This is a genomic window from Aeribacillus sp. FSL K6-1305, from assembly GCF_038050115.1.
Taxonomy (GTDB): Bacteria; Bacillota; Bacilli; order Bacillales; family Aeribacillaceae; genus Aeribacillus; species Aeribacillus composti.
Map to the genome: position 1 here is coordinate 283,691 of NZ_JBBOQV010000001.1, position 22,975 is coordinate 306,665.

24 protein-coding genes and 1 pseudogene are annotated in these 22,975 nt (G+C 40.5%); 23 read left to right on the forward strand and 2 right to left on the reverse strand.

The annotated features are described in order from the left end of the window. Window positions 1–13: 13 nt before the first annotated feature. From tenA to NST97_RS01360, 18 genes and pseudogenes are all read left to right on the forward strand, one after another. Entirely contained in the window at window positions 14–694 is a 681-nt protein-coding gene (gene tenA / locus NST97_RS01275) for a thiaminase II (RefSeq protein WP_339199642.1), read from the forward strand. A gap of 15 nt (window positions 695–709) precedes the next feature. Further along, entirely contained in the window at window positions 710–1,285 is a 576-nt protein-coding gene (locus NST97_RS01280; RefSeq protein WP_063386853.1) for an ECF transporter S component, read from the forward strand. An 11-nt stretch (window positions 1,286–1,296) separates the two neighbouring features. After that, complete coding sequence (locus tag NST97_RS01285; protein ID WP_341342815.1) at window positions 1,297–2,754, forward strand: ABC transporter ATP-binding protein; 1,458 nt, start codon at window positions 1,297–1,299, stop codon at window positions 2,752–2,754. Window positions 2,755–2,765: 11 nt separating this feature from the next. Beyond that, window positions 2,766–3,563 carry an energy-coupling factor transporter transmembrane component T family protein gene (locus tag NST97_RS01290; RefSeq protein ID WP_063386855.1) on the forward strand — a complete coding sequence of 266 codons (798 nt, stop codon included), beginning with the start codon at window positions 2,766–2,768 and terminating at the stop codon, window positions 3,561–3,563. A 336-nt stretch (window positions 3,564–3,899) separates the two neighbouring features. Further along, window positions 3,900–5,147, forward strand: a complete 1,248-nt coding sequence (gene urtA, locus NST97_RS01295; protein ID WP_063386856.1) for an urea ABC transporter substrate-binding protein — start codon at window positions 3,900–3,902, stop codon at window positions 5,145–5,147. A gap of 24 nt (window positions 5,148–5,171) precedes the next feature. After that, window positions 5,172–6,074: an urea ABC transporter permease subunit UrtB gene (gene urtB, locus NST97_RS01300; RefSeq protein ID WP_063386857.1), complete on the forward strand. Its 903-nt coding sequence runs from the start codon at window positions 5,172–5,174 to the stop codon at window positions 6,072–6,074. A gap of 11 nt (window positions 6,075–6,085) precedes the next feature. Next, window positions 6,086–7,150 carry an urea ABC transporter permease subunit UrtC gene (gene urtC, locus NST97_RS01305; RefSeq protein WP_311067166.1) on the forward strand — a complete coding sequence of 355 codons (1,065 nt, stop codon included), beginning with the start codon at window positions 6,086–6,088 and terminating at the stop codon, window positions 7,148–7,150. Further along, window positions 7,125–7,874: an urea ABC transporter ATP-binding protein UrtD gene (gene urtD, locus NST97_RS01310; RefSeq protein WP_063386859.1), complete on the forward strand. Its 750-nt coding sequence runs from the start codon at window positions 7,125–7,127 to the stop codon at window positions 7,872–7,874. The genes urtC and urtD overlap by 26 nt, the downstream gene beginning before the upstream one ends. Beyond that, window positions 7,868–8,569, forward strand: coding sequence for an urea ABC transporter ATP-binding subunit UrtE (urtE, locus tag NST97_RS01315; protein ID WP_066248741.1), 702 nt, complete (start codon window positions 7,868–7,870; stop codon window positions 8,567–8,569). The genes urtD and urtE overlap by 7 nt, the downstream gene beginning before the upstream one ends. 206 nt (window positions 8,570–8,775) lie before the next feature. Then, a complete protein-coding gene (locus NST97_RS01320) occupies window positions 8,776–9,078 on the forward strand; it encodes an urease subunit gamma (protein WP_063386861.1) in 303 nt (100 codons plus the stop codon). A 13-nt stretch (window positions 9,079–9,091) separates the two neighbouring features. Further along, complete coding sequence (locus NST97_RS01325; RefSeq protein ID WP_063386862.1) at window positions 9,092–9,415, forward strand: urease subunit beta; 324 nt, start codon at window positions 9,092–9,094, stop codon at window positions 9,413–9,415. Continuing rightward, window positions 9,412–11,121 carry an urease subunit alpha gene (gene ureC, locus NST97_RS01330; protein WP_341342816.1) on the forward strand — a complete coding sequence of 570 codons (1,710 nt, stop codon included), beginning with the start codon at window positions 9,412–9,414 and terminating at the stop codon, window positions 11,119–11,121. The genes NST97_RS01325 and ureC overlap by 4 nt, the downstream gene beginning before the upstream one ends. An 11-nt stretch (window positions 11,122–11,132) precedes the next feature. Then, entirely contained in the window at window positions 11,133–11,582 is a 450-nt protein-coding gene (ureE, locus tag NST97_RS01335) for an urease accessory protein UreE (RefSeq protein ID WP_063386864.1), read from the forward strand. Then, on the forward strand, window positions 11,575–12,258 hold the full coding sequence (locus NST97_RS01340) for an urease accessory protein UreF (RefSeq protein ID WP_339195099.1): 684 nt from the start codon (window positions 11,575–11,577) through the stop codon (window positions 12,256–12,258). Before ureE ends, NST97_RS01340 begins: the two co-directional genes overlap by 8 nt. A gap of 167 nt (window positions 12,259–12,425) precedes the next feature. Further along, window positions 12,426–13,034 carry an urease accessory protein UreG gene (gene ureG / locus NST97_RS01345; protein ID WP_063386865.1) on the forward strand — a complete coding sequence of 203 codons (609 nt, stop codon included), beginning with the start codon at window positions 12,426–12,428 and terminating at the stop codon, window positions 13,032–13,034. Window positions 13,035–13,036: 2 nt separating this feature from the next. After that, window positions 13,037–13,846: an urease accessory protein UreD gene (locus NST97_RS01350; protein WP_339211317.1), complete on the forward strand. Its 810-nt coding sequence runs from the start codon at window positions 13,037–13,039 to the stop codon at window positions 13,844–13,846. Window positions 13,847–13,872: 26 nt separating this feature from the next. Continuing rightward, window positions 13,873–14,505, forward strand: coding sequence for a HoxN/HupN/NixA family nickel/cobalt transporter (locus NST97_RS01355; RefSeq protein ID WP_327859255.1), 633 nt, complete (start codon window positions 13,873–13,875; stop codon window positions 14,503–14,505). Window positions 14,506–14,605: 100 nt separating this feature from the next. Then, window positions 14,606–15,457: pseudogene (locus tag NST97_RS01360) on the forward strand (ABC transporter substrate-binding protein); the annotation flags it as partial. Window positions 15,458–15,637: 180 nt separating this feature from the next. Here NST97_RS01360 and NST97_RS01365 read toward each other — a convergent pair. Further along, on the reverse strand, window positions 15,638–16,381 hold the full coding sequence (locus NST97_RS01365) for a DUF3784 domain-containing protein (protein ID WP_242009367.1): 744 nt from the start codon (window positions 16,379–16,381) through the stop codon (window positions 15,638–15,640). 220 nt (window positions 16,382–16,601) lie between these two features. Here NST97_RS01365 and NST97_RS01370 point away from each other — a divergent pair, with 220 nt between their 5' ends. Continuing rightward, complete coding sequence (locus tag NST97_RS01370) at window positions 16,602–17,399, forward strand: ABC transporter ATP-binding protein (protein ID WP_340881267.1); 798 nt, start codon at window positions 16,602–16,604, stop codon at window positions 17,397–17,399. Window positions 17,400–17,540: 141 nt separating this feature from the next. Here the strand turns inward: NST97_RS01370 and NST97_RS01375 are convergent, their stop codons facing one another. Beyond that, on the reverse strand, window positions 17,541–18,878 hold the full coding sequence (locus NST97_RS01375; protein WP_339199658.1) for a 5'-deoxyadenosine deaminase: 1,338 nt from the start codon (window positions 18,876–18,878) through the stop codon (window positions 17,541–17,543). 176 nt (window positions 18,879–19,054) lie between these two features. On the opposite strand from NST97_RS01375, the gene NST97_RS01380 reads away from it, so the two are divergent. The 4 genes from NST97_RS01380 (at window position 19,055) to NST97_RS01395 (ending at window position 22,957) form a co-directional block, all read left to right on the forward strand. Further along, complete coding sequence (locus NST97_RS01380) at window positions 19,055–19,423, forward strand: Na-translocating system protein MpsC family protein (protein WP_063386888.1); 369 nt, start codon at window positions 19,055–19,057, stop codon at window positions 19,421–19,423. 164 nt (window positions 19,424–19,587) lie between these two features. Next, window positions 19,588–20,430: a creatininase family protein gene (locus NST97_RS01385; RefSeq protein WP_144597859.1), complete on the forward strand. Its 843-nt coding sequence runs from the start codon at window positions 19,588–19,590 to the stop codon at window positions 20,428–20,430. Window positions 20,431–20,482: 52 nt separating this feature from the next. Continuing rightward, the gene (locus tag NST97_RS01390) at window positions 20,483–21,823 is read left to right on the forward strand and encodes an FAD-binding oxidoreductase (RefSeq protein ID WP_339211318.1); all 1,341 of its coding nucleotides are present in this window, start codon (window positions 20,483–20,485) and stop codon (window positions 21,821–21,823) included. Window positions 21,824–21,946: 123 nt separating this feature from the next. Then, a complete protein-coding gene (locus tag NST97_RS01395; RefSeq protein WP_327848060.1) occupies window positions 21,947–22,957 on the forward strand; it encodes an ABC transporter substrate-binding protein in 1,011 nt (336 codons plus the stop codon). Window positions 22,958–22,975: the final 18 nt, after the last annotated feature.

Genomic DNA, 22,975 nt, shown 5'->3' on the forward strand with positions numbered 1-22,975 from the left:
GGAGAGAATGAACATGAAATTTACTGAAAAAATTCGAACAAAAGCAGATCCGATATGGCAGGCCAGCTTCGATCATCCATTTGTAAAAGGTATTGCCGAAGGGAGTTTGCCACTTGAATGTTTTCGTTATTACGTTTTACAAGATTCGTATTATTTAAGCCATTTTGCAAAAGTGCAATCGTATGGAGCGGCAAAAGCAAACGATTTATATACGACATCGCGAATGGCTCAGCATGCACAAGGAACATTTGAAGCGGAATTATCTCTTCATGAAACATTTGCCAAACAGCTGGGAATCACAGAGGAGGAGAAGGCGAATTTTAAGCCGGCCCCAACGGCGTACGCCTATACTTCCCATTTATATCGAGCGGCGATCAACGGTCACTTAGGCGATATTATTGCTGCAATACTTCCGTGCTATTGGCTATATTACGAAATTGGCGAAAAATTAAAAGATGCGAAGCCAAAAGAACCGATTTATCACCAATGGATTGCGGCTTATGGGGGCGATTGGTTTAAGCAGCTTGTCGAAGAACAAATTGACAGGCTGGATGAAATCGCACAACAAACGATAGAAGCCGATCTAAAAAGAATGGAAGAGCATTTTATCATCAGCAGTCAATATGAATTAGCGTTTTGGGAAATGGCTTACCGTTTAGAAAAATGGGAAGTGGAACCCAAAATCAGTCAATAAAGGAGTTTGATCATAATGAAAGGATTAAAACTGACAGACATTCTAGTAACAATTGTTATTTCGATCGTTTTTGGAATTGTTTATAAACTATGGGGACCGCTTTACTATGCGGTCAAGCCGATCGGGCTGCATGTCGACCAGCTCATATACGGTATGTGGTTTATTGCTGCGACGGTCGCCTTTCTTATTATTCGCAAGCCTGGAGTAGCGCTGATAGCGGAAACAGCAGCGGCATCTGCAGAATTTATAACCGGCTCTGAATTCGGCATAGAGGTTCTTCTTTACGGAATCGTCCAAGGACTATTTGCAGAGATCATTTTTGCGATTTTTCGATATAAAAAGTTTAATATCGGTGTTGTCATGCTGGCTGCAGCCGCTTCAGCAGCTGGTTCGCTAATTATGGATCTTTATAAAGGCTATATAGATGACTTAGTATTTTGGAACTTGCTATTATTCATTGGAGCTCGATTGATTGGCTCAATCATTATTGCCGGCGCGTTTGCCTATTATCTAGTGAAATCTTTGGAAGCAACAGGAGTGACTAATTTAGTAAGACCTGCGTCGCATGAAGATTATGACGCACTGAACTAGAGGTGGCAAACATGGATCTAGTATGCGAAGTGAAAAATTTACGATTAAAATATCCTGGAGAGGAATCCTTGCTTTTTAAGGATGTATCCTCTTCTTTCTATAAGGGAGAAAAAGTCTTGCTTCTTGGTCCTTCCGGCTGTGGGAAATCGACGTTTTTGCAAGTGCTAAGCGGTTTAATTCCAAAATCTATTGAAGTTCCGATGAAAGCAGAAAAAATCTTGACTCCGTCATCTTGGGGATATGTGTTTCAAGATCCTGACACGCAATTTTGCATGCCGTATGTAGATGAAGAAATGGCTTTTGTTTTGGAAAATTTGCAAGTGAAAAGAGAACAAATGCATGAAAAAATGCGAGTTTACCTGGAAATGGTCGGCCTTCATTTTGATGATCTTCATATCAGCATTCAATCATTATCAGGCGGCATGAAGCAACGGCTGGCGATCGCCACTGTTTTAGCATTGCATCCAGACGTGTTATTTTTGGACGAGCCGACTGCAATGCTGGATCCGGAAGGGACAAAAGCGGTATGGGACACGATGAAACAAGCAGCTCAAGATAAAACAGTTATCATCGTTGAACATAAAATTGATCATGTTCTTGACTTTGTCGACCGCATACTTTTATTTAATCAAAAAGGACAAATCGTCGCAGACGGTCCGAAAGAACAAATTTTTTCTCGGTATCGGAAAGAAATTCGCGAAGACGGCATTTGGTATCCCGGTGTATGGGAGGATTATCTTCGTGATAAGCAGGGGTATTACAAAAAAACCCCTTTAAAAGAACAGGTCGTGATTGAGCTTGAGCAATTTAAAGGATATCGAAAGAAGGAAGTCAAAATCGATGTACCATATGGAAAGGTTCATGCAGGTGAATGGATTGCGATAGTGGGGAAAAACGGCGCCGGAAAGAGCACTTTGTTACATTCATTGATGCAGTTTATACAAACGACCGGCACTTATTTGCTGTTAGAAAAAGAAGCAAAGAAAATAAAAAAGCTTTCCAACATGCTGTCGTTCGTTTTTCAAAATCCGGAATTTCAATTTGTCACCAATTCAGTTTACGATGAAATTGCTTATTCGTTGAGGATTGAACGGATGAAAGAAGAAGAAATTCGAACAAAAGTAGAAGAAATGCTCGAATTATTTCATTTACAGAAGCACCGCCATCAACACCCTTATCAGCTTTCAATGGGACAAAAAAGAAGATTGAGTGTTGCCGCTTCAATCATTAAAAAACAGCCGATCATGCTTTTAGATGAACCGACTTTTGGGCAAGACTCATCCAATACATTTCAGCTCTTGGAGCTTTTAGAACATTATCGCAAACAAGGGTCTACCATTTTGATGGTGACACATGATGAACAAATAGCAAAGCATATGGCGACAAGAGTTTGGCGGATCGAAGACGGGAAGCTCGTAGAGGATGAAATTCATTCTTGTGAGGATGAGCAGATGTATGTTCAGATATAGGGGGATCTACAATGGATTTTGACATAAAAGAAACATGGCTGCATAAAATCAACCCGAGCTTAAAGCTATTGTTTCTGATCGTTTTATTTATTAGTGTTCTGTTTATTCACAACATTAATTTTTTAATCAACTACACAGTTTCCGCCTTTCTTTTATTTGCTTTTTTTACCGGTCATCCGATGAAGCGCATACTTTTATTGCTGATTCCATTCGTGCTTATTTTTGTGTCGACTGCTACCTCCATGATTTTTTTTGGAAAAGGTGAGACAACATGGTGGGAATGGGGGCTGATCCATATTACAGAAGAAAGCTTTTATCGCGGTCTTCATTTAGGATTTCGTGCCCTTATCTTCGCTCTGCTTGGGTTAATGTTTTCGTTAACGACAAGACCGGTTTTTTTATTTTATTCGTTAATGCAGCAATTAAAGTTGAAGCCTAAATATGCTTACAGCTTTATGGCAGGCATTCGTTTAATCCCTATTATGATCGAAGAGTTTCAAACAATACGGCAAGCGATGATTGTAAGAGGTGTCGAGCAAAGAAAAGGCTTAGCGAATTTTTTTCATAAATTGAAAGCATACTCGATTCCGCTGCTATCGCAAAGCATTCGCAGAGCGCACAGAATTGCTGTAGCGATGGAGGCGAAAAGATTTTCGAATGACACAAAAAGAACGTTTTACTACGAAATCGGGTTTTCCAAATACGATCTTTGCTTTGTCCTTTATTTTATAATCGCTATTTTGTTAAGCTACTATGCAGCTAAGATGCTTCCGTTTTTCCCGGTTACAGATGTAAGGTATATTGAATAAATGGCAGCCGGCTGCAAAATGCTTTTTCATAATCGGTGCATGGTAGATTTAAATGATTGAATAGTCCCGAAAGCATCCAAGTAAAGTGATTGTCCCAACTTACGAAACGATGGACAGTGTCAAACAATTTTTTCTGAAAAGGAACAAGAAGTAAACCATTTTGAAGTAAAAAGTGAATGAGTTTGTTTGATGAAAAAGAGCCTCTAGGGGAAACACCTAGAGGTATTTTTTTTGAAAAATCATGTTAACATTTTTTCCGTACTTGTTGTATGAAGGAAAGAGAATCGGTATTTTTGTTATATAAAATTACATAAAGTGTTAAAAAGGGGGACAATAATGAAAAAAATTTTTTTATTTCTAACGATTTTCTCTGTAATTTTCGCAAGTGGATGTGCCATGTCTTCTGCTTTAGAGGAAAAGGAATCAAGCGATGGACAGAATAGCGAACAAAATGAAACGGATGTTGTGAAAGTCGGTATTCTCCATTCATTAAGCGGCACGATGGCGATCAGTGAAGTTTCTTTAAAGGACGCAGAATTAATGGCGATTGAAGAAATTAACAACTCAGGCGGGCTTTTAGGGAAGAAAATTGAACCGGTTATTGAAGACGGCGCATCTGACTGGCCGACTTTTGCTGAGAAAGCAAAGAAATTACTGCAACAGGATAAGGTAGCGACGATTTTTGGCGGCTGGACTTCCGCAAGCAGAAAGGCCATGCTGCCGGTAGTCGAACAAAATAAAGGCTTGCTTTGGTACCCCGTTCAATATGAAGGAATGGAATCTTCTCCGAACATTTTTTATACGGGGGCGACCACCAATCAACAAATTGTGCCTGCTGTCAGCTGGCTGTTAAACAATAAAGGGAAGAAGTTTTTTTTAATTGGCTCGGATTATGTGTTTCCGCGCACGGCAAACAGTATTATTAAAGCACAATTAAAAGCTGAAGGCGGAGAGGTAGTTGTCGAAGAATATACACCTTTAGGACATACTGATTACAGCACGGTCATCAATAAAATGAAAAAAGTGAAACCTGACGTAGTCTTTAATACATTAAATGGAGACAGCAATGTCGCCTTTTTCAAACAATTGAAGGATGCCGGAATCACATCGAAGGATGTTACTGTGATGTCGGTCAGCATTGCTGAAGAAGAAATTCGAGGAATCGGCGGTGAAGTATTAGCTGGCCACTTAGCGGTATGGAATTATTTCCAGACAACGGATACACCAGAAAACAAAGCGTTTGTTGAAAAATATAAAGAAGCTTATGGTGAAGAGCGTGTAACGGATGATCCGATTGAGGCGGCTTACATAGCTGTTCATTTATGGGCAGAAGCAGTAAAAAAAGCGGGATCTTTTGAGGTTGAAAAGGTCAAGGAAGCTGCGAAGGGAATCGAGTACAAAGCTCCGGGCGGCACGGTAAAAATAGAAGGTGAGAATCAGCATCTGTGGAAAACAGTAAGAATCGGCGAAATTCAACCGGACGGCCAATTTAAAGAAATTTGGAATTCTGGTGAGCCGGTGAAGCCGGATCCGTATTTAAAAAGCTATTCTTGGGCGGAAAAATTATCTAAAAATAATGAATAATCTAAATTGATAGGAGTGAACAGCTTGTCAATTTTCATCAGTCAACTGTTTAACGGGTTGAGCCTTGGGTCGATCATGTTATTGATCGCCCTTGGCTTAGCTATAACGTTTGGCTTAATGAATGTCATCAACATGGCCCACGGTGAATTAATTATGGTCGGTGCGTATGCAACCTATGTAATGCAGCTCATTTTTTCTAAATATTTGCCGGAAAGCTTGTTTAATTATTACTACTTTATTGCTATACCGATTTCATTTCTCGTTGCTTCGTTTATCGGTTATCTGCTTGAAAAAGGAATCATTCGTTTTCTATATAATCGACCAACAGACAGTCTTTTGGCCACTTGGGGAATTAGTTTGATTTTGCAGCAGATTGCCAGATCCATATTTGGCGCTCCGAATGTTGCGGTTGTTGCACCTGCTTGGATGGATGGAGGCTGGCAAATATTTGGCATTACATTGCCTTATAAAAGGTTGTTGATTTTATCTCTGTCAATCGTTTGTATCGCTTTGCTTTATTATTATTTAAACAAAACGTCTACCGGTTTGAGAATAAGAGCGGTCACGATGAATAGAAATATGGCCTCTTGTTTAGGAATTTTTACAAGAAAAATAGATTCTCTAGGCTTTGCTCTCGGAGCTGGATTAGCCGGAATCGCTGGCTGTAGCTTAACTTTATTAGGACCGATCGGCCCTACAATTGGAACGTACTATATTGTCGATGCGTTTATGGTTGTCATTTTAGGAGGAATTGGCGGATTGAAAGGGACGATTATCGGCGCATTTGGCATTGGAATGCTTAGCACTGTTGTTGAATATTCCTTCGGCGCCACGATGGCAAAAGTCATTGTATTTGCAGTGATCATTTTATTTTTGCAGTGGAAACCGTTAGGTATTTTCTCTTATCGCACAAGGGCATTGGATTAGGAGGACGGATTATGCGCAGAAAACAAATGATTTATCTGTTATTTTTCCTGATTTTACTTCTGGCCCCGTTTTATTTAACCGAATTCCGCTTAGCGTTGCTCGGAAAGTTTCTTTGCTATGCGATCATTGCAGTAGGAATCTGTCTTATTTGGGGGTACACTGGGATATTAAGCTTAGGTCACGGCGTGTATTTTGGGATTGGAGCTTATTGCATGGCGATGTATTTAAAATTGGAGGCTTCAAAAGGAGCGTTGCCGGATTTTATGGAATGGAACGGGGTGCAGGAGCTCCCGTGGTTTTGGAAGCCCTTCTTTAATCCTTTCTTTTCCATAATGGCAGCAATTTTCATACCAGCTATGCTGGCAGCGGTTTTGGGCATGCTTACGTTTAAAAACCGGATCAAAGGCGTCTATTTTTCTCTTTTGTCACAGGCAGTCGTTGTTGTCGTCGTCACACTTTTAATTGCCAAACAGGATTTGACAGGCGGTACAAACGGATTAACCAATTTTAGCACCGTTTTTGGGTTTTCTTTATCCTCACCAATAGTACAAATTGTTTTATATGCTATTACCGTTTTCGCTTTGTTTGCCATTTTTATGTTATCTGTTTGGATTACCAAAAGCAGACTTGGCCATGTATTAATTGCCATTCGGGACGGCGAAAACCGCCTTCGGTTTTTAGGATTTGATCCGGCTGTTTTTAAAGTGTTTATTTACAGTTTATCGGCTTCGTTTGCCGGAATAGCTGGCGCGTTGTTTGTTTTGCAGGTCGGTCTCATTTCTCCTTCGATGATGGATATTATCCCTTCAATTGAAATGGTTTTATGGGTAGCCATCGGCGGCCGTCATTCGTTATTCGGCGCCATAATCGGAGCGATTTTAACAAACGGAGCCAAAAGCTTTTTCAGTGAAACATATCCGGATGTTTGGCTTTTCTGCTTAGGCATTCTATTCATTTTGATCGTTGTTTTTTTCCCGAAAGGAATTGCCGGGTTGTTCGAAGCTTTTCCAAAGCGTATTGCGAAATTTTTTGAAAAAGGTGTGAAAAAAGGTGAATCCGATTCTGTCGTGTCATGATATTATTGTTGATTTTGACGGCTTTAAAGCGCTTCAAGGTGTCAATTTAGATGTTCATCACGGAGAAATTCGTTTTTTAATTGGTCCGAATGGTGCGGGCAAAACGACTCTTCTTGATGTCATCTGCGGCAAAACAAAAGCAGCAGATGGAAAAGTGATGTTTCAAGGAGTAGATTTGACAAAGCGGAGAGAGCACGAAATCGTTCGGCATGGAATCGCTAGAAAATTTCAAAATCCGTCCGTTTTTACTGAATTAACCGTATTTGAAAACATGGAGTTATCGATCAAACAAAATAGAAATCTTTTTTCCGTTATGAAGGCGAAATTAACCGCGGATGAAAAAGACGAAATTACGGCAATGCTTGAGAGAACCGATCTTTTAGATCGAGCTTATGACCCAGCAGGCTTGCTGTCCCACGGCCAGAAACAATGGCTTGAAATCGGCATGCAGCTGCTGCAAAAACCGGAAGTTTTACTTCTTGATGAACCGATTGCCGGCATGACTGGGGCGGAAAGGGAAAAAACCGGCTTGTTTATTCAAGAAATAGCTGAGAAATGCGCAGTGCTGATTGTTGAACATGATATGGATTTTGTTCGGAATTTTGCTGAACAGGTAACAGTTATGCATGAAGGGAAAATTTTGTGTGAAGGTTCCATGGAGGAAGTGCAGCAAAATGAGCTTGTTGCAGAGGTTTATTTAGGAAGGGAGGCAAAGGTGTGCTAAAAATATCTAGTTTGAAAGCAGGATATGATGAAACGATGGTGTTGAATAATGTCCATCTTGAAGTTGAAAAAGGAAAGGTCGTTTCCATTCTTGGAAGAAACGGGGCGGGAAAAACAACATTGATCAAAACGATTATTGGATTGTTAAAGCCGATGGACGGGACTATTTATTGGAATGATCAGGAAATTACACATGAGCTTCCGGAAAGGAGGGCAAAAAAAGGAATCGGATATGTTCCCCAAGGCAGGGAGATTTTCTCTTCGCTGACTGTGGAAGAAAATCTCATTTTAGGCTTTGAAGCTGTTTCGAAAAAGATAGAAAAAACGCTTGTTTTAGAGGAAATTTTCGAGCTTTTTCCTGTTTTAAAGGAAATGTTGAAGAGAAAAGGAGGAGATTTAAGCGGCGGGCAGCAGCAGCAATTGGCCATTGCGAGGGCTCTTGCCGGGCAGCCCGAGCTATTATTGCTGGACGAACCGATGGAAGGGATTCAACCATCTATAGTAGAGCAAATACAGGAGGTCATTGTAAAAATTGCGTCCAAAAAAGGAATTGGCGTCGTTTTAGTTGAGCACAGCATAGATTCAGCATTTGCCTGTTCTGATGAATACTATATTTTGGACAAAAGAACTGTTGTATCAAAGGGTGTAGTAAAAAACACAAATATTGAAGACATTCAACAATATTTAGTAGTTTAATTTAAAACTTCCTCCTCCCCCTAGAAAAATTTTTTTAAATTTTCCATGTTAAAAAATATAACATAACACTTGGTGTTTCACATAGTGTGAATTATATTTGTAATAAAAAATAACATAAAAACACCTTTTATCTTCAACCCATTGAGGGAAATGGAATGTAAGAAAATCGTGTTATTTTTGATTGTCTGTTAGAAAGGAAGGGTGTTATGAAGCTGACAGCCCGAGAGCAGGAAAAATTGATGGTCGTTGTTGCTGCAGATTTAGCGCGCAGAAGGCAGAGAAAAGGCTTGAAGCTGAACTATGCGGAAGCAGTGGCCATCATCACATATGAGATTATGGAGGGCGCAAGGGAAGGACGGACGGTTTCGGAGTTGATGCAATATGGCACAAAAATTTTAACTAGAGATGATGTGATGGAAGGCGTTCCGGAAATGATCGAAAATATCCAGGTGGAGGCAACATTTCCAGACGGAACGAAGCTTGTAACCGTCCATGATCCGATCCGGTAAAAGAGGTGAAAAAATGATTCCAGGGGAATATCGATTAAAATCAGCTCCGATTGTTTGCAATAAAGGGAAAGAGGCGATCAAGCTCAATGTTGTCAATAGAGGGGACCGTCCAGTACAAGTCGGTTCGCATTTTCATTTTTTTGAAGTAAACAGGGCGCTCGAATTTGACCGGCAGCTGGCGTTCGGCAGGCATTTAAACATTCCGTCCGGAACGGCGGTAAGGTTTGAGCCGGGCGATGCGAAAATCGTAGAGCTCGTTGAATTTTCGGGAAAAAAAGAAGTGTACGGTTTAAATAATTTGACGAACGGACCGTTGACAAAGGAGGCGGACAAATGAGTTTTCAAATGCCGCGCAAACAATATGCCGATATGTTCGGCCCGACAACTGGAGACAGCATTAGATTGGCTGATACGGAACTCTTCATTCAAATCGAAAAAGATTTTACCGTATACGGAGATGAAGTAAAATTCGGCGGTGGGAAAGTGATTCGCGACGGAATGGGACAGCATCCATTTGCCGAAAGGAAAGACGTGATGGATCTTGTTCTCACAAACTCCATTATTATTGATTATACAGGTATTTATAAAGCGGATATCGGCATAAAGGATGGGAAAATAGCCGCGATCGGAAAGGCGGGAAATCCATTATTAATGGATGGCGTCACAATGGTAATCGGAGCTTCAACCGAAATCGTTGCGGCAGAAGGAATGATTGTTACGGCAGGCGGAATCGATACCCATATTCATTTTATATGCCCTCAGCAAATTGAAACAGCTTTGACATCTGGAATTACAACAATGATAGGAGGAGGAACGGGGCCTGCAACAGGGACAAATGCAACGACTTGCACACCGGGTGAATGGAATATTTATAGAATGCTGGAGTCAGTTGAACATTTTCCTATGAATTTCGGCTTTTTAGGGAAAGGAAATTCATCCGGAAAAAAAGCGTTAGAGGAGCAAATCAAAGCAGGTGCAGTTGGTTTAAAACTGCATGAGGACTGGGGTTCAACACCGGCGGCGATCGATCAGTGTTTATCCGTAGCTGACGAGTATGATGTGCAAGTTGCCATCCATACAGATACGTTAAATGAAGCCGGTTTTGTAGAAGACACCATTGCAGCGATTAAAGACCGGGTCATTCATACATACCATACAGAAGGCGCAGGCGGGGGACACGCCCCGGACATTATGAAAATGGCCAGCCTGCCAAACGTTTTGCCTTCTTCGACAAATCCGACAAGACCGTTTACAGTCAACACGCTCGAGGAACATTTAGATATGCTGATGGTTTGCCATCATTTGGATCCGGCTATTCCTGAAGATATCGCCTTCGCCGATTCCCGCATTCGCAAAGAAACGATTGCGGCGGAAGATATTCTTCATGACCTTGGCGTATTCAGCATGATCAGTTCCGACTCGCAAGCGATGGGAAGGGTCGGCGAAGTGATTACGCGGACATGGCAAACCGCAGATAAAATGAAAAAGCAGCGGGGCTCCTTAAAGGGAGACGGCCAAGATCATGACAATTTCAGAGTGAAAAGATATGTGGCAAAATATACGATCAATCCTGCGATTGCCCACGGAATATCTGAATATGTCGGCTCTGTAGAAGTCGGCAAATTGGCGGATTTAGTTGTTTGGAATCCGGCCTTTTTTGGGGTGAAGCCGGAAATGATCATCAAGGGCGGAATGATTGCCTATAGTTTGATGGGAGACCCAAATGCATCCATTCCAACTCCGCAGCCTGTTTATTACCGTCCGATGTTCGGATCATTTGGCAAAGCTGTCTCACAAACATCGATCACATTTTTGTCAAAAGCAGCAATAAAAGCCGGCATTCCCGAAAAGTTAAAGTTGCAAAAAATCGTGAAACCCGTCAAAGGAGTTCGTACATTGACGAAAAAGGACATGGTTTTTAATGGTGAAACTCCTTCTATCGAAGTCGATCCACAAACGTATGAGGTAAAGGTGGACGGTGAATTGATCAATTGTGAGCCGGTTGAAGTTGTTCCGATGGCGCAAAGATATTTTCTGTTTTGAGGTGAAGACGGATGATTATTAAAGAAACACTTGGAAATATTTATGCAAAAGCAGTAAAGGAAAAACATGTGGAGCGCGTCTATTTAAGAAGCGATGATCTGCTCAAAAGAATTCAACGAGTGAAAACAGACCACGGGAACGAAATAGGGATTCGTTTAAAGGAGGAAAAGAAGCTGGCAGATGGTGACATTTTATATGAAGATGAAAACAATATGATCATTATTTCTGTCCTGCCTGAAGATGTCCTTGTCATTTGTCCGGCTACGCTGAAAGAGATGGGAGAAATTGCACATCAAATCGGCAACAGACATTTGCCGGCTCAGTTTGAAGGAAATGAAATGATCGTGCAATACGATCATCTTGTAGAACAACTTGCAAACGAGCTGAACATTCCTTGCAAACGGGAGAAACGAAAAATAAAACAACCCTTTCGATATGTCGGACATCATCACCATGATTGATTGGCTGCCTTTATTGCAGATAAGCGATTCAAACTTTCCTTCCGGAGCCTTCTCCCACTCGTTCGGATTCGAAACATATATTGTTGAGCAGAAAATAAAAGATGCAAGTACATTTAAAAGTTTTTTAAAAACGTACATTGACAAGCAGCTCGTCTATACGGACGGACTGGCTTGCCGGCTTGCATATCAATTTGAAAAAGAAGGGAAACAAGAGGAGCTTTGGAAGCTGGATGAGATTCTTTACGCCAGCTCAATGGCTAAAGAAACGAAAGAAGGGAACCGAAGAATTGGCGAGCAAATGCTGAAGCTTTGTTTAAATATTTACCCTCATCCAACACTGCAACAATATGCTCAAAAAATAAAAGCGAAGGAGCTTTACGGACATGCGGCTCTCGTTTTTGCCATTGTCGGGATAAAAATAGGAGCGGATGAAAAAACAACGCTTGTAACGTATTTGTATTCCACTATTCAAACGCTTGTACAAAACGGAGTCCGCGGCATTCCGATCGGTCAAAAAGAAGGGCAGCTGCTATTAAAAGATTTGCAGGAGGATGTGAGGAGAGCTGTTTTAAAAATTGGCAAACTATCGATCGACGATTTAGGTGCGCAATCACCTGGCCTTGAAATTGCACAAATGAGGCATGAGCAATTGCATGTAAGACTTTTTATGTCTTAACAGACTGTTTTCAGAGTTTCATTATTTTTACAAACTCTCTGCTTGCTTGGCTGAAGCGAAAAGGCTGGAAAGCGAAAGAAGCGATCTGCTTCTTTTCAAAAAAAACTGCAAAGCTTGATCAAAAGATAAGGGGGGAAAGATTTGGGGCTAATCCCGAATCAGTCATAATGGAACCTATACGAATCGGAATTGGAGGGCCGGTAGGAGCCGGCAAAACGCTGCTAGTGGAAAAATTGACTCGCTATTTGTCAAAGGAATTCAGTGTTGCCGTTGTCACTAATGATATTTATACAAAAGAGGATGCCTTATTTTTAATAAAAAACAGCGTTCTTCCGGAGGATCGGATTATCGGCGTCGAAACAGGCGGCTGTCCCCATACGGCCATTCGTGAGGATGCATCGATGAATTTTGCGGCAATTGATGAGTTAAAAGAAAGACACGAGGATTTAGATATGATTTTTGTTGAAAGCGGCGGAGATAACTTAGCGGCAACCTTCAGCCCGGAATTAGTCGATTTCTCCATTTATATCATTGATGTTGCCCAAGGGGAAAAAATCCCAAGAAAAGGGGGACAAGGGATGATTAAGTCTGATTTGTTTATCATCAATAAAATCGACCTCGCTCCTTATGTCGGTGCAAGTCTTGAAATCATGGAACAAGATACGAAAATGATGCGGGGGGAGCGACCGTTCTTTTTTACTAATTTAAAGGAAGAAATTGGTTTAGATAATGTGATCAATTGGATTAAACGAAATGCGCTGCTGGCAGGGTTGTAGAAATGGAAGGAATTTTGCAGATTCGCGCGGAGCAAAAAGGGGAGCGGACCGTAATTACGGATCACTTTTTTCAGGGAGCTTTGAAAATGACAAAGCCGGTCTATACGGAATCGTCGATACCGATCGTTTATGTGATTCATGTCGGCGGCGGATGTGTAGACGGGGATGAATACGCACAAGAAATTTCCTTAGGTGAAAAGGCAAGGCTTGCGGTGACGTCACAATCTTCAACGAAAATTTATAAAACACCGAAAAAACCTGTCAAGCAGAAATTCTTGTTTACATTGCAAAAAGACAGCGTGCTGGAATGTTTGTCAGATCCGTTGATCGTTTATGAACAGGCTCGCTTTGAGCAGGAAACCATCGTCCATATGGAAAAGGGTGCAGCCTTTTTGTACAAAGAAATTATTACGCCGGGCTGGTCTGAAACCGGGCAGCCGTTCTGTTTCGATGCAATTCGGCTAAAATTAAAAGTTTATAAGGAAAATCGATTGATTTTGTTCGATCATTTTTATCAACAAGGGGATCGGGGAATTGATCAATTATTGAATATGGAAGGCTATACACATTACGGTTCGTTCCTCGTTATTTCTGACGAAGTGGATGATAAATTAATGGAAAAGATTTCATGCCATTTGCAGGGAGGACCGTTTGATGGACGGATCGGCATTTCAAGATTTTTGCCATCTGCCTTTATGATTAGAATTTTAGGAAACCATACCGATCACATTGAGGGGCTGTTTTTGGAAGTTCACCGATTGGCGAGAGCTTATCTATTAAAAGAACCTCCAATCCTATTACGAAAATATTAAAGAGATAAATAGAAGAGGTGAAAAATGTGTCAGTCAATTTTTTATCCGTGCTTTTTTTCGGATTGATTCTCGGGATGAAACATGCAACTGAACCGGATCATGTGATTGCTGTGTCCACAATTGCCAGCAGGACAAAAACTTTAAAGAAATCCAGTTTAACAGGAGTATATTGGGGAATTGGACACACCGCTACCCTTTTGTTGATCGGGATGATCGTGATCGGATTAAAAACAGCTATTCCGGAGAAGGTTTCATTGACATTGGAATTATTCGTCGGGATTATGTTAGTGATTTTAGGAATTTTAAGTCTTCGCGATGGCAGGCACAAACTGGCGCGAAACGATGAAACGGAATTTACAAATATTAAATCATTGATCATCGGTTTTATTCACGGTTTGGCAGGAAGCGCGGCAATGGTGCTGTTAACGATGACAACTGTTGAAAGCTATTTTCAAGCGTTTTTATACATCTGCATTTTCGGAGTCGGGACGATCATCGGCATGTTTTGTTTTACAACCATTCTCGGCCTGCCGTTTATTCTCGGAAGCAAAGTGAAAAAATATGTTCCGTTCATTTGCTCGCTTGCCGGAGCAATTAGTATATTATACGGCATCTTTTATATTTATGAAATCGGCTTTAAAGACGGATTGTTTATATAAATCGATTAATTGCTTAAAACCTCGTTTGGATCACTCCATCCAAATGGGGTTTTTTCATGTGTATTGGGATTATTTACAAAATTATTAAAGTATTATTAAAACACCTATTATTTTTACGCCGCACAGCGGTGGAGTGATGGCGCTTCAAGTATTTAATGAGACTGAAAAGTTTTTGATTGGTGCCTATACGAGTGAACCGGATGTAACTGATGCCGGGAACTCCCTTACGATCGGCATACCGCCGCGTTATGACGGCTACGTGGAACCTTTTACAGATTATGCTATGAAACGGTTTGGCAAAAAATTAGCCGCTCTTCCGCCGTCTACACAATATGGGAAAGACTGGGCAAAAACTTTGCTTCCACAATGGGAAAAGAAGGGCGGAAAGGTTGTATATCATTCATCCATTGATTTTTCAAAGGAAACCGACTTTTTCACCATTGTCACAAATGCTCTTAAAGAAAAAACGGATGTTCTATTTATAGGCGGAGCTTCAGAACCTACCGCAAAAGTGGCAAAGCAAGCTAGAGAGCTAGGATTTAAAGGCGGATTCATTATCATGGATCAGGCAAAACTGGATTTTATGGAAAAAATAACAGGTTCCTATGACGTATTAGAAGGTTCTGTTGGAGTGCTGCCGCTCGTAAAATCTAATGATCCGGGAGCGCCGGCATTTGCCGAAAACTATCGAGCAAAGTTTAAAGATGAACCTAGCTCTGAATCAGGGCTCAACTATATCGCTACGTATATTTTCGTTGAAGCGATGAAAGCGGCAAAAACTGTTGACGATGCGGAAGCTATTCGCAAACATATGCAAGATGGACTGGATAATCTGCCAAAAGACAAACGCGTATACGAGATTCCATCAATCGGTGATGACGGAAGATTGGAAGTGAAACGAAAAATCGCGGTAGTAGAGGATGGTCAAATTGTTTTAAAAGTAGTAGATTAATAGGTTTTCCGATAGGATTGAGCAATGATTGAAAATTTAAGAGGCTTCCTGAATGGGGAGCCTCTAAATACATGTTCCAATGCACTGTTAATGAATATTCGGATATCGGGCATGAAAAAGAGAATTGCTGTAAAGTTTCCAGTTATATATTTATAGATCAGGGTTCCATGTGCACTATTATCATTCGCTTATCTTTTCCAGTAATTGGTCATACAGCTTTTGCGTTTCGTCCCTGTCTTTTTGATTCAAAATGATATAATCATCATCTTTTTCGATATATACATACGGTGCACGCCCTTTGTAAACAAACAATTTTCCTCCTCCACCGTATGGCTCTTTTAGCCGAAAAGATCCTTTCAAACGATCAAAAGCCGCAAAGCCATTACTTTTGGCAACGACCTCGGGAAGTTCATCCAACAGCTTCACACGGTCAATCTCATCAATCGGCCATTCCACCCCATATAAACCCGTTACCTTCAACTGTCGGTCATTTATGATCACATCATGCTCCTTAAGTCCCAAATAGCCTAAAACGATAACGAATGTGATCACAATAGCCGCAACAATTCCGGTAATCCAATAATATTTTTTCCGTTTATGCTTTAGTTCATATTTTTGTACATAGATCGAACCGCCGAGCAGTACGATGAGAAACAGCAGCATGCCTATTTCAAATCCATATGGGATTTGAAAAAGTGCTAAAATGACCGAAATGAACAAAATGATGAACGTATAAAACAGCAATCTACCAATTGCCTGCGGATAACCATTTTCAATTAATTGCTGCTGTTCTTCTTCTGGTCTGTTGTAGAAGCCCGATATTAAGCTGTAATCTTGCTTCTTTACGACTAAATACGTCAGGCCCCCGTGTATGATAAGTGTGAACCCCATAGTGATTAAAAAAACGATCGTATCTGTTGACACAATGGTTCCCCCTTACGCTTTACAAAACATTTTGATTATTTCTACGGTTTTATCTTACAAATGTTTCACTCGCATAAATACCTAATGGAACTAAACCAATCTGAAGAAAGAAGAAAACACTTTTGATGGAAAAATCAGATTTTTCAATGATCCTCTCTTCCCTTCAACAGAAATTTTTGGAATAATAATTATAATGTAACGTATGGAGAGGAGCAAGCGTATGGTGATTGCACTTGAAAATGTTTCGCTCATTCGCAACAAAAAATATATTTTGGAGAATATAAATTGGAATGTTGATGAAGGCGAGCATTGGTGTATTTTAGGAAGAAATGGAGCGGGGAAAACAGCATTGCTCAATTTGTTAAACGGCTATTTGTTTCCTTCAAAAGGAACGGTTTCCGTCATTGGATTTACTTTTGGAAAGGCAGATTTTCGCGAGGTTCGAAAAAAAATCGGCCTTGTCAGCTCATCGCTCCAAGAAAAAATTTACGGACATGATCTTGTTGAAGAAGTTATTTTGAGCGGAAAATTCGCGTCAATCGGCTTATATGAAACACCGGATGAACACGATTTAGAAGAGATGGGGTCATTGATGACGCTATTCGGGGTGGAAAAACTAAGCGGGCGTACATATGACAGCCTTTCCCAAGGTGAAAAGCAAAAAGTGCTGATTTTGCGGGCGCTTATGCCTCAGCCGAAGCTCCTTATTTTAGATGAGCCGTGCAATGGTCTTGATATATTGGCGAGAGAAGAACTTTTAGGGCTGATTGAAACAATTGCCAAAAGGCCAAATGCGCCAACGATCCTGTACGTGACGCATCATGTTGAAGAAATTTTGCCTTGCTTCACCAATTCCCTGTTATTAAAGGAAGGAAAGGTTTTTGCTGAGGGAAGAACAGAAGAGCTGCTTTCAAGTGAACGATTGTCAGACTTTTTTGAAGCAGGCATCGAGGTGGAAAATTTTCATGGCCGATATTATGCGAAGCTTTTGCAAAACAATCATAATAGATTGTCATAGGGAGAGTGGGGCTGTCCAGAAAGTCAAATCCCCATTGAAAACAAAAAATCATAAACACCGATATATCAACGTTTCTAACACATTAATGGGGGCGTCAATAATCCGTAAAAACGACTTATTAGACACCCCCTTTTTCGGATTTCAGTGGAAAACTGCTTTTTCTTTTTTGAGCATTCTTTTGATCGAGCGGTCTGCTTCTCTTAAAACAATTTCCTTGTCGAGTGTTTTTATTTTTTTGTTTTCCATTACAATCTCCCCATTTATAATGGTTGTTTCTACATTATCCCTTGAAGCAGAATAAACGATCCGCGAAATCGGATCAGCTTCAAAGGAAGGGAAAGTATGAAAATGATGTAAATTTAGAATCACTAAATCTGCTTTTTTGCCGATTTCAATACTGCCAATCTCTTTTTCCAATCCGACCGCTTTTGCCCCGCCGATGGTCGCCATTTTAAATACCTCTTTTGCTTTCATTGCGGAAGGGCCGTGCTTCGGCTTTTGGATGAGGGCTGCAAGCTTCATTTCCTGAAACATATTTAAATTATTGTTGCAAGGCGCTCCGTCTGCGCCTAAGCTTAACGAAACTCCCATTTCCATCAGCCCGGGAATATCCGCAATTCCTGAAGCTAATTTTAGATTAGACCCGGGGCAATGGCTAACATTTACTCCTCTGTCTTTAATGATTTTCTTTTCTTTTTCATCCAGCCAGATGCAGTGCGCCAAAATCAATCGTTTATTGGCAAGTCCAAGATAGTCAAGATATTCGATATTTCGCATCCCTGTCTGCTGTTCAACCAGCCTGATTTCTTCCTGATTTTCCGCTGCATGAGTATGAACTTTTACTTGATATATTTCAGAAAGCCGTTGAACTTCTTTTAACAGTTCTTCTGTACATGAAAGGACAAATCGGGGAGAAAAGGCATATTGAATTCTTCCGTTTGCAAACATATGCCATTTTTCAAGCAAATCAACGCTTTCTTGGAGAGAATCAGTTGTTTTTTCGCGAAGCTCCATTGGCACATCGTCGCCACGATCCATCATCACCTTGCCTGATAAAGCTCTGATTCCGCTTCCTGCAATCGCTTGAAACGCTGCTTCTGTATGGTGAACGGTTTCCATATCGACAATCGTTGTGGTCCCGCTTTCAATCAATTCTCCAATGCCGAGCAATGCGGAATAATAGATCGATTCCTCATCATGTGCTGCTTCCAATGGCCAAATTCGTTTTTTCAGCCAATCTAACAATTCTAAGTCATCCGCCCGTGAGCGGAAAAGTGTCTGGCATAAGTGAACATGGGTTTGAATGAAGCCCGGAATGACGGTCCGATTTTCTGCATTGATGATTTGATCGGCGTCGCATGCAAGATTTTTCCCTATGTTGCTTATGATGCCATTTTCTATGAAAATATCTCCCGTGAAAATTTCATCCGCATGATTCATCGTAATAATTTGTGCGTTTTTGATCAACAGGCTCTTCATATTCCTTTCTCCTTGCTATAAGTATTGAAATTCATTCTAAGAATGTATGCAGGTAAATTCAATAAAAATGTAAGAATTTATGACAAAAATAAAAAAATGTGGAAAAAAAGTTAACAAAGAAATAATCAAACATTTTGAAAAATTGTAAAATCATTTTTAAGAAAAGAGGTGGTTTTTTGAAAGACAAAAGCCTTTTGACAGAACAGAGGCAATCATTAAAAAAAGATATTGCGAGAATTTACAACGAAGTAAATAAAGAAATTTTTCAAACAGGTGTGATTCAACTGCGAGTTGAAGTAACGGATGAAAAAATTTTAATTTTCGGGTTGCATAAACGGGATCCTGCTTTGCAAATTCTTGAAAAAGTAGATGGGGCTTTGACGATGTGGGCAGATTCGTTATTAATTGATGAATTTAAAAAGCGATTTAAATATAAAATGGAAACAATTGTCGGACTTAACGTTTTTTCGGTTTTAAAAGATTATGATCCTTCCACTGGCTCAGCATGCATGACAATTATTCTTAAAAAAAATGAGTTAGCTTGAAGGACGTTTTCCGTCCTTTAGGCTATCCATAGATCATTCGGTATTGTTTTGATCCTGTTTACGGGATGGAAACAAGCCGTAGGAAAGAAAAAACTTATTGTTTTTCTTTTCCTGCGGCTTTTCTTTTTTCACAAAAGTAATCATTTGTTCGGAGGGGAAACGGCATGGAATTTCGCTACCGGGGAGAAGCATTTGAACAGAAATTTTTTGCAAGACTAACGAGTAAGGAAATTGCTGAATTGCCAAAGCAAAATGCTTTAATCATTTTGCCGGTTGGCGCAGTTGAACAACATGGGCCTCATTTACCGGTATTTACTGATTCTTTAATAGCGGAGGGGATTTTGCATTCAGCTTGCAAACATTTAAAAGAAGAAGATAATATTTGGATTTTGCCTCCAATTGCGTACAGCAAAAGCATCGAACATCTCGGATATGCAGGAACCATCTCATTATCTGGGAGCACTTTAGAGGCAATGATCAAGGATATTGCCGCAAGTCTGAAAAAAAGTGGATTTAGAAAATTCGTCTTATTTAATTCACATGGAGGAAACCATGATTTACTCAATTCCGTTGCCCGCGATATCCGCATTGAAACAGGTTTGATGACTTTCCGGTTGAACAGCTATGACTTCAATGTCTCAGAGGATCTCATTGAGGAAAAAGAGGCTGCATACGGAATCCACGGGGGAGAAATCGAAACATCCTTCATTCTTTCCTTCAAAACCGATTGGGTGAAAAAAGAGCTTTGTCCCGATGAGTTCATCCAGTTTCCGGAAAGCGCAAAGCATCTTCAATTAAAAGGCAGCCATTATGTTGCTTGGAGGATGGAAGATATTTCGAAATCCGGGGTTTTAGGAAATGCAAAAAAAGCTTCAAAAGAAACGGGAGAAATCATCGCCAACCGTTTGGGTGAAAAGCTGGCGGTTGTTTTGCGGGAAATGGCGGAATTCGAAATGGATGATCTCATCAACATTTCTACCGAAAAGCAGTACAGTCCTTTGACATAGAAAGGATGATCAATTGTTTCAAACAAAAAGAAAACTTTGGAGGTGTGGAAGTATGGCTTGGAAAAAAGAAATACAGCAGCTTTTAGGGAAGGAAAAAGTTCTGTTCGATGCAGCTTCAAGAGGAAAATTTTCTAAAGATTATTATTGGTATTCACCCATTCTCACACAAAAGCTAAAGGATAAACTGGCCGATTGCATCGCCTTTCCGGAGTCAGAAGAGGAATTAGTTTCGTTAATATCATTCGCCGTAAAAAGAAAAATTCCGATTACGGTCAGAGGTGCTGGAACAGGAAATTATGGTCAGGCCGTACCTCTTCAAGGCGGTATTGTGATCGACATGACGAGGTTTCATCAAGTACTTGAAATCGGCGAAAACGCTGTAACGGTACAAGCGGGAATAAGAATCGGCAAGCTTGAACGGATATTAGAGCGAAACGGAAAAGAGCTGCGAATTATGCCGAGCACATATATTCAAGCAACGATTGGCGGTTTTGTGGCGGGAGGATCGGGAGGAATCGGCTCCATTACATGGGGCAATTTGTGGGATGGCAATGTGCACAGCGCTTCGGTTTACACAATTGAGGAAAAGCCGAGAAAAATTGTTGTTTCAGGCGATAAACTCGAGCAATATATTCACAATTACGGAACTTTAGGTGTCATGACAGAGCTGCAATTGCCGATCGAGGAGAAAACAGATTGGATGCAAGCAATGGTTTTTCATGACCATTTAGATGAAGCGATAAATTTCGCCCATCAATTTTCGGGCATAGAAACTATGAAAAAAAGGCTCTTATCAGTATGTGAAGGAGCTTTGACAAAGCATTTCGCTCCTTTAAAACAATATATTTTGCCTGAAAAAACGTTAACGATGATTGAGGTCGATGAAAAAGCAAAAAGTGAATTTGTCGAACTCGTTGCCGAACATAAAGGAATATTGGCACATACCATTCCTGCCAAGCAGTATCGAAAAGGGGTCCGCCTTTCGGATTTTACTTGGAACCACTCCACGCTGTGGGCCTGCAAAAATGAAGACAATATTACTTACTTGCAAGTTGAGTTTGATATTCAACACCTTTATCATCAAGTCCATTTGTTAAAAAAGGAATTTGGTGAAGAAGTTCTTCTTCATTTTGAATTTATAAAAAGAAACGGAGCAATTATTCCAACGGCCTTGCCGGTCGTTCGCTTTACAAGCGAGAAACGGCTGTATGAAATCATACAATTTTTCCTGAATATAGGAGCTAAAGTGCATGATCCGCATACTTATTTGTTGGGATTCGGCGGTTGGAGTTTACGAATGGATGAAATCATAAAAATCAAGCAAAAAAATGATCCGTTTCATTTGCTGAATCCAGGAAAAATAGCGGACGTCACCTCTTATGCACAAGTGTAACGATGGGAAAATGAATTGAAACGGCTGAAATATACCGAAAAAAGTTCTTATTATCGGCACTAGGTTCTTGGCATGAAGCAGAAATGTAACTAGAAAAATATCAAAAATGGTAGGAGGATTCGTATGCAGGCAAAAGGGAAGGGATATACAAAAATCTTCATTTTATTTCTACTCGTTCTTTTAGCTGGATGCGGCAGCCAATCAGCTTCAACTAATAACGAAGAAGTCAAAGAGGACTCAGAAAAATTGGAAAAAGTGAAGCAAGTCACGAACTGGTTTGCCGAACCGGAACATGGAGGCAACTATGCAGCTTTGATGAAAGGCTTTTATAAAGAAGCAGGCATTGATATGACAATAGAGCCAGGCGGGCCGCAAGTTTCCCCCATTCAAATAGTGGCATCTGGGGAAGCCGATTTTGGAATCACTCAAGCTGACGATATTTTATTAGCTCGCGATAAAGGAATACCCATTGTGGCGATCGGAGCCATTTTTCAAGTGAATCCGCAGGCGTTGTTGTACCAGGCTGATCAAAATATTAAAGATTTTTCCGATTTGAATGGGCGAACGGTGTACACGGCACCTGGAACAGGGTACTGGGCATATATAAAAAAGGCTTATCAGCTCGACAATGCGAAAGAAATGGCATATAGCGGACAGTTGACTCCATTTATAGAGAATAAAGAGTCAGTTACCCAATGCTACATTACGGCGGAGCCTTTCGCTTTAAAGCAGCAAGGAATCGAAACGAAATATTTACTGATTCACGATTCCGGCTACCAGCCTTATGGCAATGTAATATTTACAACCGAAAAAATGGTCAAAGAAAAACCTGAACTCGTCAAACGGTTTATGGAAGCGACAACGAAAGGGTGGGAGTATTATAAAGATCATTCGGATGAAGTAAATCCATTTATACATGAATATAATCCTGATTTATCAATGGAGGCGCTCGAATATGGGGCTGAACAGCAGCTGAACTTAATTTTCGGGCACGATGCGAAAGACCACGGCTTCGGCTATATGTCTCAAGAACGGTGGAACACCTTGCAAAATCAACTCTATGAACTAGGTTTAATTAAAAAGAAAGAAGATATCGCCAATGCCTACACAAACGAGTTTTTGGCGAAAAATTAAAAATGCGCCTCGGAGCAA

What these genes read in the sequence shown, in the direction of transcription:
- NST97_RS01370 (WP_340881267.1), top strand. Translation starts at nt 16,602, where the DNA reads ATGGTGATTGCACTTGAAAATGTTTCGCTCATTCGCAACAAAAAATAT.
- ureE (WP_063386864.1), top strand. Translation starts at nt 11,133, where the DNA reads ATGATTATTAAAGAAACACTTGGAAATATTTATGCAAAAGCAGTAAAG.
- urtC (WP_311067166.1), top strand. Translation starts at nt 6,086, where the DNA reads ATGCGCAGAAAACAAATGATTTATCTGTTATTTTTCCTGATTTTACTT.
- ureC (WP_341342816.1), top strand. Translation starts at nt 9,412, where the DNA reads ATGAGTTTTCAAATGCCGCGCAAACAATATGCCGATATGTTCGGCCCG.
- urtA (WP_063386856.1), top strand. Translation starts at nt 3,900, where the DNA reads ATGAAAAAAATTTTTTTATTTCTAACGATTTTCTCTGTAATTTTCGCA.
- NST97_RS01350 (WP_339211317.1), top strand. Translation starts at nt 13,037, where the DNA reads ATGGAAGGAATTTTGCAGATTCGCGCGGAGCAAAAAGGGGAGCGGACC.
- NST97_RS01280 (WP_063386853.1), top strand. Translation starts at nt 710, where the DNA reads ATGAAAGGATTAAAACTGACAGACATTCTAGTAACAATTGTTATTTCG.
- NST97_RS01285 (WP_341342815.1), top strand. Translation starts at nt 1,297, where the DNA reads ATGGATCTAGTATGCGAAGTGAAAAATTTACGATTAAAATATCCTGGA.
- NST97_RS01325 (WP_063386862.1), top strand. Translation starts at nt 9,092, where the DNA reads ATGATTCCAGGGGAATATCGATTAAAATCAGCTCCGATTGTTTGCAAT.
- NST97_RS01340 (WP_339195099.1), top strand. Translation starts at nt 11,575, where the DNA reads ATGATTGATTGGCTGCCTTTATTGCAGATAAGCGATTCAAACTTTCCT.
- NST97_RS01385 (WP_144597859.1), top strand. Translation starts at nt 19,588, where the DNA reads ATGGAATTTCGCTACCGGGGAGAAGCATTTGAACAGAAATTTTTTGCA.
- NST97_RS01390 (WP_339211318.1), top strand. Translation starts at nt 20,483, where the DNA reads ATGGCTTGGAAAAAAGAAATACAGCAGCTTTTAGGGAAGGAAAAAGTT.
- NST97_RS01320 (WP_063386861.1), top strand. Translation starts at nt 8,776, where the DNA reads ATGAAGCTGACAGCCCGAGAGCAGGAAAAATTGATGGTCGTTGTTGCT.
- ureG (WP_063386865.1), top strand. Translation starts at nt 12,426, where the DNA reads ATGGAACCTATACGAATCGGAATTGGAGGGCCGGTAGGAGCCGGCAAA.
- tenA (WP_339199642.1), top strand. Translation starts at nt 14, where the DNA reads ATGAAATTTACTGAAAAAATTCGAACAAAAGCAGATCCGATATGGCAG.
- NST97_RS01290 (WP_063386855.1), top strand. Translation starts at nt 2,766, where the DNA reads ATGGATTTTGACATAAAAGAAACATGGCTGCATAAAATCAACCCGAGC.
- NST97_RS01395 (WP_327848060.1), top strand. Translation starts at nt 21,947, where the DNA reads ATGCAGGCAAAAGGGAAGGGATATACAAAAATCTTCATTTTATTTCTA.
- NST97_RS01375 (WP_339199658.1), bottom strand. Translation starts at nt 18,878, where the DNA reads ATGAAGAGCCTGTTGATCAAAAACGCACAAATTATTACGATGAATCAT.